Genomic DNA, 16,051 nt, shown 5'->3' on the forward strand with positions numbered 1-16,051 from the left:
CGCGAATCAGGCCCGCCATTGCAGCGGGCCCGGGGCAGGGCGGTCAGAGTTTCGGCAGTTGACCGATGCGGCCCATCATCTCGGTGACGATCTGCAAGTCCAGCAGGAACTGCTCGGTGGTCTTGAACTCGGCGTCGGTGTGACCGGTGTATTTGACGTCGGGTTTGGCCAGGCCGAACTGCACGCCGTTGGGCAGCTCATGCACTGACGTGGCGCCGGCCGAAGTGCCGAACCTGTGCTCCATGCCCAGGTTCTCGGTGGCCACGGCCAACAGCGCCTTGACCCACTCGCCTTCGGGATTGCGGTACATCGGCTCGGCAATCGAGTAATCGAAGCCCGGCGTGATGTGGCTCTGCTGGGTCCAGGCGGTCAGCTTCTGGGCGATTTCCGCTTTCAGTGCTTCCGGCGATTTGCCCCTTGGCACGCGCAGATTGACGGCCAGCTTGAAGGCCTTGTCGTCCATCGCCACGTAGGTCAGTGAGGCCGTCAGCGGGCCCATGAACTCGTCGCTGAAGCCGACGCCCAGTTTGCTGCCCAGGTAATCAAGGCCCCAGTTGTCAGCGGCATAGCGCGCGGCGTCGGTGATCGCGTTGTGCTTGAGCGCGACCTTGCCATCCAGACCGTTGATGAAATCGAGCATCCGCGCCACCGGGTTGACCCCCGATTCAGGCTCGGAGGAGTGCGCCGAGACGCCGGTGACCGTCAGCTTGACCTCCTTGCCGGCGACTTCTGCGTCGACCTTGAAGTTGCCGCCGTTGCGCTGGGCGTACTCAGCGCCGGCTTTCTGCAGCTCGGCGGCGAGTTCAGCGGGCTGATCGCTCACCAGCGTGACGACTGATTTTGACGGGATCTGGTTGGTCGCCATGCCGCCGGTCATCGAAGTGATTTCCGCGCCCGTGCCTTCGGCGGTGCGACGGGGGAAGCTGGCCATGACCGTGCCGTAGCCCTTTTCCGCGATCACCACCGGGTAGCTGCCATCGAGTGCCAGGTTGTAGGCCGGCGTCGGGTTGCGCTCGAAGTAGTAGGGAATGGCGTCGCCGGAGGTTTCTTCGGTGGTGTCGATCAGCAGCTTGAAATTGCGCGCCAGTGGCAGCTTCTCTTCCTTGATCACCTTCATGGCGTACAGCGCGACGACGATACCGTTCTTGTCATCCTCGGTGCCGCGGCCGTACATGCGGTCGCCGATCAGGGTCACTTTGAACGGATCGAGGCGGGTGCCGTCAGCCAGCACCCAGTTTTCCAGGGTGACCGGAACGACGTCGGCGTGGGCATGAATCCCCACCACTTCAGGGCTTGAACCCTCAAGGGAAACCTCGTACACGCGGTTGTCGATATTGCGGAAGGTCAGGTTGAACGACTGGGCGAGGGTTTTGATTTTCTCGGCAATCTTGATGAACGCGGGGTTGTCGTGTTGCGCGACGCCAGCGGTCTGGAACGTGGGAATGGCGACCAGTTCGCGCAGGGTTTCGGTGGCGGCGCTGCCGTATTTCACCCGCGCATAAACCCCCAACAGGCGATGGATATCGTTCTGCTCATCGGCGGACAGTTTTTTATTGGCGAGGAAGGCGCTGATCGCCGGCTCGATGCCCGCCGCCTTGACCACGTCGGTGGTGCTGACGGTCTTGAGGAACTGGCGGAAATCAGTGACGGCGTTTTCCTTGAAGGTGCCGACAATCGTGCTGCTCTGTTGCGCGGTGAGGTTGGCGAAGGCCGCCGGTGTGAAGGCGCAGACGCCGGCGAACATCAATGTAGCGGCGGTGAGGTGCTTGAGCGAAAAGTCCATTGGGTGGGGCATTCCTTGGCAGGCATGTTGAGAGAAAGGTCTGATCCTTCGATCAGAAACCACCGCACGCTACCATCGCCGGTGGAGCAGGGGGAGTCCTCATGCTGATATCTGTCGCCTTGACGGGTGAAAGCGGCGCACAACCGTAAATGACTCAGGCTATTGAATGGCCTGAAAAAATAGTCGTGAACCGGCCTCGCTCATACGGCATAACCGTCTACGCTGATGGCGCAGCGCGACGGCATGGTGTTGACGTACATGGTTTTCCGGAGCCGCAAATCTTTCAGGCGCTATCACGGCCGGGCGTTATCACTAAGGAATTCCATGAAACTGCGTCATTACGCTGACCGGACGCTGTGTGCGTTGCTGGTCATGATGAGTGTGGGCATCTGCCAGGCGGCAGAGCAGCAACGGGTGAACATTGGCTCGTTGAACATGACCGGCGGCAAGATCTCGCGTTGCGACTTGGGTTATCGCACCTACGGCACGCTGGCAGAAGATCGCAATAACGTCGTGCTGGTGACTACCTGGCTGGCCGGGCGGACGTCCGACCAGGCCGACATGATCGGCCCCGGCAAGTTGGTCGACACCAATCGCTGGTATGTGGTGGCGATGGACGCCATCGGCAATGGCGTGTCGTGCTCGCCGTCCAACAGCCCGATTGCGCCGCGCCTGAAGTTTCCGCAGTTCGGCATCCGCGACATGGTCAAGGCGCAGCATCGGTTGCTGGCCATGTACCTGGGCATTGATCACGCCCACGCCATCGTCGGCATTTCCATGGGTGGCATGCAGGCGTTGCAGTGGGCGGTGATGTACCCGGACTTCGCCAGCAAGGTGGTGACCATCGTCGGCACGCCTCACCCGACCGAACGCGACCTGCAGGCCTGGAATGCAGAACTGGCCGCCATCGAACGCGCGCCCGGCTGGAACGACGGCAACTATGCGCCGGGCACGGCTTTCAAACAGCTCGCGGCGACACACAACGGTTATCTATGGACGCCGGGACACAGGGCGGCCAAGACCGTCGGCACCGGTCCCTCACCTGCCGGCACGTTGCCCGCCACCGCGAGCAATCAGTCCTTCAGCACGGTCGACTGGTACCGGCAATTGCAGGCGATGACGTCGTTCGATCTGTTGCGTCACGGCGACATGGCCGCACTGGCCGGGAAAATCAAGGCGCGGCTGTTGATCATCACCTCCGAGCAGGACCGCATGGTCGACCCGGCGCCTTCCAAGGCGCTGGCCGCCCAAAAGCGCGCGCAGTTGCTGGTACTCAACAGCGATTGCGGACACATGGCGCCGGCGTGTGAGGCGGGCCAGGTGAATGAGGCGGTGAAGGCGTTTCTCAAATAGGGCGGCGGCTCCGGATTGTCAGCAGCGCGCTGGCCGGTACGGCAAGCCGGCGGCGAGGATCTGCCGCAGACGGCAAGCATTGTCGATAATGGCGGCACTTCATGGCTTGACGCTGGGTCCGCAGGCCCGTGTTGACGGGTCTTTCAGGGAGGGCAGGCTGGATGGCATCGGTTTTGCTGCTGTCGGGGTACATCGGACAACCTGAACAGGAGGTGAAAGATGTTGATCGGCAACAGTGCTATCCAGCAGTTCGTGTCAAAAGCCGTGAGCCACACCCATTACGCCACGACGGACACGGACGCTTACACCAGCGCCATGGCCGGCGCCGCCACACCCGTGGCGGCGATTGCGAGCAATGGCGAAGGCGCGGCGCAAAGCAGCAACGAGGGCAAGCAGGGCTACGACGAGTCGTTTGCCAAGATGATGGTGAACCTGAAGGCAGCGGCGGCCAACACGGCGTCGTCGGTGACGGACGATGACAAGGCAGCCGCCGCTGCGGCGTTTGTGTCCAGCGCTGACAAGCAGGTCGCGTCGTCTGACAGTGTCAGCAAGACGGTCTCTGATGATCTGGCGGCCAGTGATGGCGCGGGTTCTGATGGCGTGGGTTCGGTGAAGGATCAGTTTCAGTCCTACATGAACCAGACCGACGCGGAGAAGGTGCGGCAGCGGTTGACGGGCGTCAGCAAGGCGGAATACGACGCCATGACGCCGCAGGAGCAGGCGGCGGTGGACAAGCAGGTGACTGAGCTGCAGAAGCAGATGACGGATCAGCAGGTCGCTGAGCGGGAGGTGAAGACCAGGATCGCCATGGCAAAGGCGGAAATGGCCTGATTGTTTGTGTTTAGATCAAGGGCGTCTGCCTAACGGCAGACATTTCGCCTTCGGCGAGTTACTTGGAAAAGCACCCCAAGTAACCAAGGGTGCCTGCTCCTGGTTGGGCTCCTCCTTCGTCGGAGTACCCTCACTCCGGTCCCGCTCCGTGGGCCCGCGCCGAACGGACATCCATGTCCTGACGGCGCTCTCGCCGCATCCATGCGGCTCGACCCACTCCGCGAAACCTCCGTTCAGCCTGCACCCAAGTCGCGTTTTGCGGTGACTGGACTTTTTGTGTACGAAGATCAAAAGCAGATCAAAGGCAGATCGAGGGCGGGTCAGGCGTTGAGGACTTGTGGGAGTCAGCTTGCTCACGAAGGGGCCGGTACATCCCTCCGATATCGGGTGTTTTGGATAAAGCATTCGCGAGCAAGCTCACTCCTACAGGGAGGGGGGCTATCAGCAAAAATGCCGGCGCTTGAGGTGGCCTCTTCCCGGCTAAAGCCGGTCCTACTAAGCGTAAGCGCGCTTTTGATCTTCCTACGCAAAAGGCTCAGTCACCGCCAATCGCGACTTGGGTGCAGGCTGAACGCAGGTCTCGTGGAGTGGGCCGAGCGGCATGGATGCCGCGAGAGCCGCCCCCCGCCATGGATGGCGGATGGCGGCGGGCCCACGGAGCGGGACCGGAGTGAAGGAACCCTGACGAAGGAAGGGCCAAACCGAGAGCAGGCACTTTTGCTTACTTTTGGTGCTTTTCAAAAGTAAGGCGCCGAAGGCGAAACAGTCTGCCCCCAGGCAGACGCTGTTGATCTTGATCTGAGAAGGGCCAGTCGCCTAGACCACCTCCGCCCGATAGGGCAAATCCGGCCCCTCGCGCGTGCAGGTCACCGCCGCCGCAGCCACCGCAAACTCAAGCATCTTCGTCAGCGTTGGCTTATCTACCCCCGCCAGCGCGGCGGGTTCGTCCAGACCCCGCTCCGTCAGAAACGCAATCAACGCCGCCTGAAACGTATCCCCGGCACCCACTGTATCCACCGTCTCCACCTTGCGCGCCGCCACCGACCACGTGCCCAAATCCCGCGTAAACACCGTGGCGCCCTGACGGCCGCGGGTCATGATCACCCACTGGCAATTGTCCTTCAGCCAACCCTCGGTCACCGCTGCCGCCTCTTTGTCCGGATACAACAGCTCCAGGTCCTCATCACTGACCTTGATGATGTGCGCGTGCTCGGCGAACTTCGCCACCTGACTGCGCCACAGCTCGATGCTCGGCGCCGGATTCAGGCGCACATTGGGATCGAACGTGATCAAGCGCTTGCCGCTTTCCCGCCGCACCAGCGTCAGCAGCGCGTCGGCGACCGGCTGCACCACCAGCGAGAACGAACCCACGTGCAAGCCACGCACGCTCTCGTCCAGCGTCGGCAGATGCTCGACGCTCAGCATCCGGTCAGCGCAGCCTTCGCCGCGAAAACTGTACTGCGGCGAGCCGTCAGCGCCCACGGCGACCATCGACAGGGTGGTGGGTGCGTCGACAGGCACCAGAAAGTCATCGCGCACGCCTTCTTCCGCGAGCACGGTCGTCAGGCGCTTGCCCAGGTAATCGCTGGAAATCCCGGCAAAAAAACCGGCATCGATGCCCAGCCTGCGCAGCCCCACCGCGACGTTGAACGGCGAACCGCCGGCGATGGCCTGATACCCCACTTTGTTGCGTTGTCCGCTGTCCGGCTGACAGAAAAAGTCGAACAGTGCTTCGCCACAGACCAGATACATAGTTGCTCCATAAAGGCCGACGGGGCTGTCCGTCAGAGGCCCTGCAATTGAGTGCGATAGTGCTGATAAACCGCTTGGTACGCCGCAACGTGTTCGGCAACCGGCCGGGTTTCGCTGGCCGGGTCGAGGCTGACGCAACGCTCGGTCAGCGCCTGCAGCGACTCGCCGTCGCCGTCACCACCGGCATCGAGGTGTGAATGACACCACGCCGCCTGGATCGCTGCGCCCAGGGCTGCCGCTTCGGTGCCGGTGGTGCAGATGACCGGCGTGTCCATGATGTCGGCCACAATCTGCCGCCAGACCGCGCTTTTCGCGCCGCCGCCGATCAGGCGGATGTTATCGCTCTTAATGCCGCTGTCGCGCAACAGGTCCAGGCCGTAACGCAGGCCGAAGGTGGTGCCCTCGACCACCGCCCGGCACAGGTTGGCCTGGGTCAGGTTGGTACTGTCCAGCCCGAGGATGCTGCCGGTGGCGTGGGGCAGGGCGGGCACGCGTTCGCCGTTGAGGAAGGGCAGCACGAGCACGCCCTGGGCGCCAATCGGCGAGGACGCCACGGCTGCGTTGAACGCGCCGATGTCCAGCGCGAACAGCTCGCGGAAGGCACTGGTGGCGTTCGTCAGGTTCATGGTGCAGATCAGTGGCAGCCAGCCGCCCGATGAAGAGCAGAAGGTCGCCACCGATGGCTGAGCGCTGACGTTGCCGGCGTCGGCGAAGGCGTAGACCGTGCCCGACGAACCCAGGCTCATGGTGATCGAGCCCGGTGCGATATTGCCGGTGCCGATGGCGCCCATCATGTTGTCGCCACCGCCGCTGGAGACGATGGCCTTCGGGTTGAGGCTCAGTCGCTCGGCGATCGCGGGGAGAATTGTGCCGACCGGCTGATGCGCCTCGAGCAGCTCCGGCAGCGCCTTGACCAGCCGGCCACTGGGATCGATGTGCTGAAGGATGTCCAGGTCCCATGCGCGGCTGCGCACGTTGAAATAACCGGTGCCGGATGCATCGCCGAACTCGCTGCAACTGCGGCCGGTGAGCCAGTAATTGAGGTAGTCGTGGGGCAGCAGAATTTTGTCGATGCGGGCAAACAGCTCGGGAAACTGCTCTTTGCTCCACAGCAGTTTCGAGACCGTGTAGCCCGGCGCGATGGCGATACCCAGGCGCTCCAGCGACCCGGCTTCACCGCCCAGATACGTCAGCAGCCGATCATTTTCAGGCGCGGATTCCGTGTCGCACCACAGCTTGGCGGGGCGCAGCACCTGGCCTGTTTCGTCAAGCATGACCAGGCCATGTTGCTGCCCGGACACGCCGATGGCCTGGATGTCCGCGCCGGACACCCCGGCCTGCTGCAGGGCCGCGGCCGTGGCTTGCTCGAACGCATCGAGCCATTCCTGCACATCCTGCTCACGGCGACCGTTCGCGCCACTGATCATGTGGTGCGCACCCGAGCCTTCGCCCAGAACCTTGCCGCTGACCGCATCCAGAACAATCGCTTTGGTGCCTTGGGTACCGCAATCGATGCCGAGAAACATATTCACCTCTTCCCCTATGAAGCTCAGGCGGTTTTCGCTAACAGGTTTTCCAGGGTTTTGCTGACGCCCAATTGCTTCAGGCTGTTCAGGTTGTGTTCGAACGATGCCACGAACTCGGCGGACTGTGGAATCGCCGCACCGAAGATTTCTTCCACCTCCAGCAGGCGCTGGGTCACCAGCACGTCATCGGCCACCAGCGCCTTGCAGAAGTCTGCGCGCGGGTCGACGACGGTGTACGGCACGCCGTTCTCGCCGGTGAAGTCGCCGTTGCGATTGCCCTGCAGGTACAGCGCCCAGGCCGCAACCACCAGCGTGGCTCGGTCCATGTTGCCGCTGTCGACGATCAGACGGTTGATGGTCGGCACGGTGAATTTCGGGAATTTCGACGAGCCGTCGGAGCACACCCGCTCAAGCTGGTCGGCGATCGCTTGGTTGGAGAAGCGGTCGATCAGGGTCTGTTTGTACTCGGTCAGGTCGATGCCCGGCACCGGCGCCAGTTGCGGGGTGACGTCCAGGTCCATGTAGGTGCGGATGTACTCGACGAACAGTGGGTCGTTCATGGTTTCGTGGACGAAGCGATAGCCCTTCAGCGCGCCGAGGTAGGTCAGCGCCAGGTGGCTGCCGTTGAGCAGCTTGATCTTCATTTCTTCGTACGGGGTTACGTCGTCGGTGAACTGCACGCCGACCTTTTCCCAGGCCGGACGGCCGTTGACGAACTTGTCTTCCAGTACCCACTGCACGAAGGGTTCGCAGACCACCGGCCAGGCGTCGTCGATGCCTTTCTGGTCGTGCAGTTGCAGGCGGTGGGCGGTGCTGGTCATCGGCGTGATGCGATCGACCATGGCGTTGGGGAAGCTGACGTGTTCAGCGATCCAGTCATGCAGTTCCGGGTCGCGCTGTTGGGCGAAGGCCAGCAGGGCCTTGCGTGTCACCGCGCCGTTGTGCGGCAGGTTATCGCAGGACATCAGGGTGAACGCCGGTGTGCCCTCCGCGCGGCGGCGGGTCAAGGCGGCGCACAGATAACCGAACACGGTTTTCGGTGTGGCGGGGTGTTCGAGGTCGTACTGGATCTGCGGCAGGTGGCTCATGAATTCGCCGGTGCTGTCGTCGATGCAGTAGCCGCCTTCGGTGATGGTCAGCGAGACAATGCGGATGCCCGGGCTGGCGAGTTTGTCGATCAGCGCCAGGTCGCTGTCGGTGGACATGAGCATCTGACTCATGGCGCCGATCACCCGGGTTTCGGTGTCCGGGGTGTCGCCCAGTTCGAACAGCGTGTAGAGGAAGTCTTGGCCCTTCAGCGCTTCGAAATTGCCGCGGTCTTCCTCGCGCAGGCTGACCCCGCAAATGCCCCAGTCCAGGCCTTCGCCGCTGCCTTCATTGGTGCCGAGGGACATCAGCGCGTCGGTGTAAAACGCCTGATGGGCGCGGTGAAAACCACCGACGCCGATGTGCGCGATACCCTGACGACGCTCGTCGAGGGCGTAGGCCGGGATGGCGATGCCGGCGCCCAGGTTGGAGAGGTTCTGCTTGTTCAGTTTCATGACGGTGTTCCCGAATGCGGTGGAGTGCGAGGGATCAGGCTGCGGCCTGCAGGGCGCGGCGGATGACCTGGCCCTGGGCGTCGAACAGGTGGCAATGGGCGCTGTTGAGGTGCAGTTTCAGGGTTTCGCCGTACTGGCTGGCCAGGTCCCCGCGAATGCGCATGGTCAGCGGCTCGCCGGAGGTGGTGCGCACGTGGCAATAGGTGTCGCTGCCCAGGCGTTCGCTGACGTCGGCGATGACGGTCAGCTGGCAGTCGCCTTCGTTGGCCAGCTCCAGGTGCTCGGGGCGAATCCCCAGGGTCACCGAGTCGCCGACGCTCTGTTGCGCGTTGGTGAAGGGCAGCAGGACTTTTGTCCCGGCGTCCAGGGTGACTTCACAGGCGGAGGCCTCGACGCCGCTGATGATGCCCTTGAGGAAGCCCATCTTCGGCGTGCCCAGAAAACCTGCGACGAACAGGTTGGCCGGGTGGTGGTACAGCTCCAGCGGCGAGCCGACCTGTTCGACGCGACCGCCGTTGAGCACGACCACTTTGTCGGCCAGGGTCATGGCTTCGACCTGATCGTGGGTCACGTAGATCATCGTTGCCTGCAGCTCTTTGTGCAGGCGCGACAACTCCAGCCGGGTCTGGACGCGCAGGGCGGCGTCGAGGTTGGACAGCGGTTCGTCGAACAGGAAGATTTTCGGGTTGCGCACGATGGCGCGACCGATTGCAACGCGCTGGCGCTGACCGCCCGACAGCTGCTTGGGCTTGCGTTCCAGCAGCGGGCCCAGCTCGAGGATACGCGCGGCTTCATCGACTTTTTTCTTGACCTCGGCCTTCGGCGTGCCAGCCAGATCCAGGGCGAACGACAGGTTTTTGCCGACGGTCATGTGGGGGTACAGCGCGTAGGTCTGAAACACCATCGCCAGGTCGCGCTTGGCCGGGGTGACTTGAGTGATTTCGCGGCCATCCAGTTCAATGCTGCCGCTGGTAACGTCTTCAAGGCCCGCGATCAGGCGCAGCAGGGTGGATTTGCCACAGCCCGACGGACCGACGAAGACCACGAATTCACGGTCTTTCACGTCCAGGTCGATGCCTTTGATGATCTGGTGGCCGTCGAAGCCTTTTTGCAGATTTCTGATTGTCAGGTTAGCCATGAGGGGCTCCAGTTTTATTCTTCAAAGTTCAGAGGCTAAAAATCTGCCCGGGATCGTTACCACGCGGAGCGTGGGAACCATCATGTTTCGATCATTTCACCGCACCAAACGACAGCCCGCGGACCAATTGTTTCTGGCTGATCCAGCCGAAGATCAGGATTGGCGCGCAGGCCAGGGTCGACACCGCCGACAATTTGGCCCAGAACAACCCTTCAGGGCTGGAATACGAGGCGATCAACGCGGTCAGCGGGGCGGCATTCGAAGATGTCAGGTTCAGCGACCAGAACGCTTCGTTCCAGCACAGGATCAGCGACAGCAGCGCCGTCGATGCCAGCCCGCCCTTGCAGATCGGGATCAGCACGCGAAAGATTTCCTGGCGCGTGGTGGCACCGTCCAGCCGCGACGCTTCGAGAATCTCCCCGGGGATGTCCTTGAAGTAGGTGTAAATCATCCAGACCACGATCGGCAGGTTGATCAGCGTGTAGATCACGATCAGCGCAATGCGCGAATCCAGCAGGCCGAAGGTCTTGGCCAGCAGGTAGATCGGCATCAGCACGCCCACTGGCGGCAGCATTTTGGTCGAGAGCATCCACAGCAGCGTGCCCTTGGTCCGTTTGGTTTCGAAAAACGCCATGGAGTAGGCCGCCGGCACCGCGATCAGCAGGCACAGGATCGTCGCGCTGAAAGAGATCAGGATCGAGTTCCAGGCGAAGTGGAAGTAGTCACTGCGCTCCTGGATGTGCAGGTAGTTTTCCAGGGTCGGTGTGAAGATGAACTGCGGCGGCGTGGCGAACGCGTCGATCTCGGTCTTGAAGCTGGTCAGGACCATCCAGAAGATCGGGAAGAAAATCAGCGCCGCGATCAGCCACGACAAGGTGCCGAGCAGGGCACTTTGCAGGCGACGGGATTGTTTGAGCGTCATCATGGCCTTGCCCTCAAGACTTGTCGGTGAGGTTTTTGCCGATCATCCGTACCAGGATGATCGCGGCAATGTTGGCAATCACGACGGCAATCAAGCCGCCCGCCGATGCCATGCCCACGTCGAATTGCAGCAGTGCCTGGTTGTAGATCAGGTACGCCAGATTGGTGGAAGCGAAGCCCGGGCCGCCGTTGGTGGTGGTGAAGATTTCGGCGAACACCGAGAGCAGGAAGATCGTTTCGATCATCACCACCACGGCGATTGGGCGCGCCAGGTGCGGCAGGGTCAGGTGCCAGAAGATGGCGATCGGGCCGGCGCCATCCAGACGCGCCGCTTCTTTCTGTTCCTGATCCAGGGACTGCATGGCGGTCATCAGAATCAGGATCGCGAAGGGCAGCCACTGCCACGACACAATGATGATGATCGACAGCATCGGGTAATTCGCCAGCCAGTCCACCGGCTGGGCACCGAACAGCTTCCAGACCCAGGCGAGAATCCCGGACACCGGGTGGAAAATCAGGTTCTTCCAGATCAGCGCGCTGACCGTCGGCATGATGAAAAACGGCGAGATCAGCAGCACGCGCACGATGCCGCGACCGAGAAACTCACTGGCTTCCAGCAACGCCGAGATCAGCACGCCGAGGATCACGCTGATGGCCAGCACACTGCCGACCAGCAACAGCGTGTTCATGGCGCCGGGCAGAAAGCCTGCGTCGGTGACGAAGAATTCGAAGTTCTCAAGCCCGACGAATTCGTTTTCGCCAGGGTTGAGCAGGTTGTAGCGGATCAGCGAAAAGTAGATGGTCATGCCCAGCGGCACAATCATCCAGACCAGCAGCAACAGCACCGAGGGGCTGACCAGAAACCAGCCGGGCTTGGTGACGCTGCCCTTGGCAGACGACTTATCGTCAGCCGCGGCGGTGCGCGGGGTGAGGGTTGAGGTGTTCATGTTGACTCCGGACCGGGCAGAAGCGTGAGCGTGAACGTGGGCGGCAGGCAATCAGCGCCTGCCGCCGTCAAGCAGCGGGTGTCAGCCCTTTTTCGGGTAACCCGCGCGCTTCATTTCACGCTCCGCCACGCTTTGCGCGCTGGTCAATGCCTGATCCACGCTGGAGGTCCCCACCAGTGCTGCCGAGAACTGTTGGCCGACGGAGGTGCCGATCGACTGGAACTCGGGAATGGTCACCAACTGGATGCCCACATACGGCACCGGCTTTAGGGTCGGCGCCTTCGGCGTGACGGCCTTGAGGGATTCCAGGGTGATGTTGGCGAACGGCGCAGCCTGTTTGTAGGCATCGGTGTAGGTCGATGCGCGGGTGCCTGGCGGCACGTTGGACACGCCGTCTTTCTCGGCGACCAGCGCGGCGTACTCTTTGGACGTGGCCCATTCGGTGAAGGCGCGGGCGTCCTTGTCGTTCTTGGCGCTGGTCGGAATCGCCAGAGCCCACGAATACAGCCATGCCGAGCCTTTGTCGGTGACTTCGTGCGGCGCATAGGTGAAACCTACGCTGTCGGCGACTTTACTCTGTGATTTGTCGGTGACGAACGAGCCGGCCACGCTGGCATCGACCCAGATTGCGCACTTGCCGCTGTTGAACAGGGCAAGGTTTTCGTTGAAGCCGTTGCTGGAGGCGCCGGGTGGGCCGTCCTTCTTCATGACGTTGGTGTAGAAGGTCAGCGCGTTCTTCCATTCAGGCTGGTCGAATTGCGGCTTCCACTGTTCGTCGAACCAGCGCGCGCCAAACGAGTTGGCGATGGTGGTGATCAGCGCCATGTTCTCGCCCCAGCCGGCCTTGCCGCGCAGGCAGATGCCGTACTGTTCCTTGGACTTGTCGGTGAGTTTGTCGGCGAATTCGGAGATCTGCGTCCAGGTTGGACGCTCCGGCATGGTCAGGCCGGCGGCTTTGAACAGGTCTTTGCGGTAGTAGGTGATCGAGCTTTCTGCGTAGAACGGCAGGGCGAAGAGTTTGCCGTCAACCGACAAGCCGTCGCGTACCGAAGGAAACACGTCGTCCAGCGCGTAGGACGCCGGCAGGTCATTCATTTCCTTGAGCCAGCCCTTGGCACCCCAGAGTGAGGCTTCGTACATGCCGATGGTCAACACGTCGAACTGGCCGCCTTTGGTGGCGATGTCGGTGGTCAGGCGCTGACGCAGCACGTTCTCTTCCAGCACCACCCACTTGAGCTTGATGTCTTTGTGCTGTTCTTCGAAGGTCTTGGACAGCCGCTGCATGCGGATCATGTCGCTGTTGTTGACCGTGGCGATGGTCACATCACCCGCCGTGGCGGTGGTGCAGAGGGACAGGAGGGTCAGACAGGTACCGGCGAGGAGAACATTTGCAGAGGTCTTCATTTATCACTCCTCTTCTGCGCCCAGGCGGACGTCAGAAGTTTGGTTATTGTTTTTGTTTCTTCCGGAGGCCAGGAAGAATGTCAGCTGATTACAGCCTTGTGCGCGCTGGTTGACAAATCCTGCGGCGCACTTGAAATGATACTTTTTTGCACTGGGGTTTCCGACGGGCGCGCTGCACAACTGCGCCAGTGCGTGGGGCGGAGCAGTGCCAGCGTAGTTGATGGGTGCGACGGGGCAACGAATCAGTACAGGTTTTGTTCGGTCAGGCGCTGTACAGCGAGGCGTCGGTAGTGCGAGGGGGTCATGCCTTTGAGTTTCTGGAAGCGTCGATTGAAGTTGGAGATGTTATTGAAACCTGACTCGAAGCAGACGTCGGTCACCGGCCGGTCGCCATCGGCGAGCAATTCACAGGACTTGCTGATCCGCAGCCGGTTGACGAATTCCACAAAGCAGCGCCCGGTGGCCTGCTTGAACACACGGGAAAAATAGGTCGGCTTCATGCCCAGGTATTCGGCCACTTCTTCCAGCGGCAGTTCGCGTGCGTAGTGGGTGAAGATGTATTCCACGGCTTTGTTGGTGCGCTCCACGGCGTGATCGTCGGACAGCTGGGACGCGGTGGTGCCCGACAGCAACTGGAAATCATCACTGGCCGCCAGCACTTCCAGCAAAATGAAAAAGTGCCCCAGCCGGGTCATGCCCGTGGTGTCGGCGATTTTCTGCATCAGCTTGGTGGCCTGGCGGACGGTCCGCTTGCAGCGGAATTCAATGCCGTACCGGGCGCGCTCGAGCAACGGCGCCAGGGCCTTGAGTTCTGCAAACACCTGATTGCCGCTTTCGAGCAACTCTTCGGTGAAGTTCACCAGCATGTCGCGTTTGGGCACGACCTCGTCTTCCGCGATCTGACTGATCCAGTTATGGGGCAGATTGGGGCCGGTGAGGAACAGCGTCTCGGGGTAGAAATTGCCGATGTAATCGCCGACGAAGACCTTCCCGGAACTCGCAACGATCAGGTGCAGCTCGTATTCCTTGTGGAAATGCCAGCGCACCAGCGGACAGGGAAAGCCGTGCTCACGGTAGATGATCGACAGACCGTTATGGTCATCCATCAGCTCATAGGCGGGGTCGGTGACTCTTGTTGTTTTGGTCATGCGTGTGCCGGTCTGGAGAATGGCGTGAGGTTAATGTGCACTATTTGTCGGGCGGAATACAGATACAGGCGTTAAACAGAGGCAGATGAACCCACGACTTCAGAGGGACCGACTTTAGCAAGAGAGGGGCGCGCAGCGGGATCGTCTCGGGATCACGTTACATACCGTCGCTTAAACAATTTCCCAAGCGGTGGCGCAACAAAGTGCGGTGTGTACTATCCACATCAGTCAACAAAGGGATAGGCTGATGCGGAGCAGGGACATGATCAGAAGGGTCGAGGACGACGGTTGGTATGTGGTCGAGGTCAAAGGCAGTCATCGTCAATACAAGCACCCGATAAAACAGGGACGTGTCACGGTCCCTCATCCCAAAGATGACCTGCCAAAAGGGACGGTTCACAGCATGTTGAAGCAGGCCGGCCTCAAATGAATGTCTCGAAGCAAATCGGCTCGGAAGGATAAAAACATGAAATTACCCGTCGTTTTACATAAGGATCCCGACTCGGTGTACGGCGTCACCGTGCCTGATATTCCGGGCTGTTTTTCCGCTGGCGCGACCATTGGCCAAGCGCTGGACAATGTGAAAGAAGCCCTGGCGCTGCATTTTGAAGGGCTGGTCGCTGATGGCGAGGCGCTGCCGCAGCCGATGGACATCGACGCGCATATCCATAATCCGGACTATCAAGGCGGCGTGTGGGCTGTGGTCGAATTTGACGTGACACCGTATTTCGGTCGCTCAGTGCGGTTCAATGCGACACTGCCGGAAGTGCTGCTGGAGCGCATCGATGCCCGTGTCAGGAGCGATCAACGTTACCGATCGCGCTCGGGCTTTCTGGCAACAGCTGCGTTGCGCGAGCTGCACGAATAGATGCTCGGAATGCCGCTTCCCTGCGTATTGGGAGCACCTTCTGCGAACGCCTTCAGAGAACCGCCACCCCATGAAAAAAATCCTCTTGATCGGCATCGGCGCAGGCAATCCCGAGCACATCACCATTCAGGCGATCAAGGCGCTGAACCGCACCCAGGTGTTTTTCATGCTCGACAAGGGCTACGCCAATGACGACCTGCTGGCGTTGCGCCGGGAGATTTGCGAGCGCTACATCGAGGGCCATGACTATCGTTTGGTGCAGGTGAGCGATCCCCGGCGCAAGGACGATTCGCCGTCTTACCGCAGCGGGGTCGAACACTGGCACGAGCAGCGGGCCGTGTTGTTCGAGCAACTGATCGCCGATGAAGTAAAGGCGGGCGAGACCGGCGGGTTTCTGGTGTGGGGCGACCCGGCGCTGTATGACGGCACCCTGAAGATTCTCGATCAGGTGCTCGCCCGCGGCCGTGAGTCATTTGCCTACGAGGTCATTCCCGGCATCACCAGCGTGCAGGCGCTCGCCGCCGGGCACCGCATCGGCCTGAACCGCATCGGCGAGCCGATCCACATCACCACCGGCCGGGAGCTTGCAGCGGAGCAGGGCGAATACATCAGCAACAGTGTGGTGATGCTCGACGCCCATTGCACCTTCGAGCGGTTCGTCGATCAGGATTTGCATATCTATTGGGGCGCCTACCTCGGCACCCCTGACGAGATGCTCATTTCAGGCCCGCTGCACGAGGTCAGCGCGCAGATACGTCAGGCGCGTGAAACCGCGCGGGCAGAGAAAGGCTGGATCATGGACACCTACCTGTTGCGCCGCGCCGTCCGCTAGATAACGC

Annotated in this window: 14 protein-coding genes; 5 read left to right on the forward strand and 9 right to left on the reverse strand. The window is 61.4% G+C overall.

The window, feature by feature from the left end; all coding sequences use genetic code 11:
• Positions 1-43 precede the first annotated feature (43 nt).
• Positions 44-1,783 carry a dipeptidase gene (locus SLW75_RS01430; protein ID WP_410933314.1) on the reverse strand — a complete coding sequence of 580 codons (1,740 nt, stop codon included), beginning with the start codon at positions 1,781-1,783 and terminating at the stop codon, positions 44-46.
• A gap of 324 nt (positions 1,784-2,107) precedes the next feature.
• Here SLW75_RS01430 and SLW75_RS01435 point away from each other — a divergent pair, with 324 nt between their 5' ends.
• Positions 2,108-3,136: an alpha/beta fold hydrolase gene (locus SLW75_RS01435; RefSeq protein WP_410933315.1), complete on the forward strand. Its 1,029-nt coding sequence runs from the start codon at positions 2,108-2,110 to the stop codon at positions 3,134-3,136.
• A gap of 219 nt (positions 3,137-3,355) precedes the next feature.
• Positions 3,356-3,967: a hypothetical protein gene (locus SLW75_RS01440; protein WP_410933316.1), complete on the forward strand. Its 612-nt coding sequence runs from the start codon at positions 3,356-3,358 to the stop codon at positions 3,965-3,967.
• Between the two features lie 816 nt (positions 3,968-4,783).
• On the opposite strand, the gene SLW75_RS01445 is transcribed toward SLW75_RS01440, so the two are convergent.
• From SLW75_RS01445 to SLW75_RS01480, 8 genes are all read right to left on the reverse strand, one after another.
• Positions 4,784-5,719 (reverse strand): carbohydrate kinase family protein, encoded by a 936-nt coding sequence (locus SLW75_RS01445; protein ID WP_410933317.1) that lies wholly within the window; start codon positions 5,717-5,719, stop codon positions 4,784-4,786.
• Positions 5,720-5,751: 32 nt separating this feature from the next.
• Entirely contained in the window at positions 5,752-7,245 is a 1,494-nt protein-coding gene (xylB, locus tag SLW75_RS01450; protein ID WP_410930250.1) for a xylulokinase, read from the reverse strand.
• A gap of 23 nt (positions 7,246-7,268) precedes the next feature.
• Positions 7,269-8,786: a mannitol dehydrogenase family protein gene (locus tag SLW75_RS01455; RefSeq protein WP_410933318.1), complete on the reverse strand. Its 1,518-nt coding sequence runs from the start codon at positions 8,784-8,786 to the stop codon at positions 7,269-7,271.
• A 34-nt stretch (positions 8,787-8,820) separates the two neighbouring features.
• On the reverse strand, positions 8,821-9,924 hold the full coding sequence (locus tag SLW75_RS01460; protein ID WP_074885476.1) for an ABC transporter ATP-binding protein: 1,104 nt from the start codon (positions 9,922-9,924) through the stop codon (positions 8,821-8,823).
• Positions 9,925-10,015: 91 nt separating this feature from the next.
• Positions 10,016-10,849, reverse strand: coding sequence for a carbohydrate ABC transporter permease (locus SLW75_RS01465; RefSeq protein ID WP_065991391.1), 834 nt, complete (start codon positions 10,847-10,849; stop codon positions 10,016-10,018).
• A gap of 10 nt (positions 10,850-10,859) precedes the next feature.
• On the reverse strand, positions 10,860-11,792 hold the full coding sequence (locus SLW75_RS01470) for a carbohydrate ABC transporter permease (RefSeq protein WP_065991392.1): 933 nt from the start codon (positions 11,790-11,792) through the stop codon (positions 10,860-10,862).
• 81 nt (positions 11,793-11,873) lie between these two features.
• Positions 11,874-13,196: an ABC transporter substrate-binding protein gene (locus SLW75_RS01475; protein WP_192135728.1), complete on the reverse strand. Its 1,323-nt coding sequence runs from the start codon at positions 13,194-13,196 to the stop codon at positions 11,874-11,876.
• Positions 13,197-13,438: 242 nt separating this feature from the next.
• Positions 13,439-14,344 carry an AraC family transcriptional regulator gene (locus SLW75_RS01480; protein ID WP_065991394.1) on the reverse strand — a complete coding sequence of 302 codons (906 nt, stop codon included), beginning with the start codon at positions 14,342-14,344 and terminating at the stop codon, positions 13,439-13,441.
• Positions 14,345-14,591: 247 nt separating this feature from the next.
• Here SLW75_RS01480 and SLW75_RS01485 point away from each other — a divergent pair, with 247 nt between their 5' ends.
• From SLW75_RS01485 to cobF, 3 genes are all read left to right on the forward strand, one after another.
• Positions 14,592-14,774 carry a type II toxin-antitoxin system HicA family toxin gene (locus SLW75_RS01485; protein WP_410933319.1) on the forward strand — a complete coding sequence of 61 codons (183 nt, stop codon included), beginning with the start codon at positions 14,592-14,594 and terminating at the stop codon, positions 14,772-14,774.
• Positions 14,775-14,810: 36 nt separating this feature from the next.
• The gene (locus SLW75_RS01490) at positions 14,811-15,212 is read left to right on the forward strand and encodes a type II toxin-antitoxin system HicB family antitoxin (protein ID WP_296313292.1); all 402 of its coding nucleotides are present in this window, start codon (positions 14,811-14,813) and stop codon (positions 15,210-15,212) included.
• 70 nt (positions 15,213-15,282) lie between these two features.
• Complete coding sequence (gene cobF / locus SLW75_RS01495) at positions 15,283-16,044, forward strand: precorrin-6A synthase (deacetylating) (RefSeq protein ID WP_410933320.1); 762 nt, start codon at positions 15,283-15,285, stop codon at positions 16,042-16,044.
• Positions 16,045-16,051 lie beyond the last annotated feature (7 nt).

The organism is Pseudomonas sp. W5-01 (genome assembly GCF_046540435.1).
Classification (GTDB): Bacteria; Pseudomonadota; Gammaproteobacteria; order Pseudomonadales; family Pseudomonadaceae; genus Aquipseudomonas; species Aquipseudomonas graminis_B.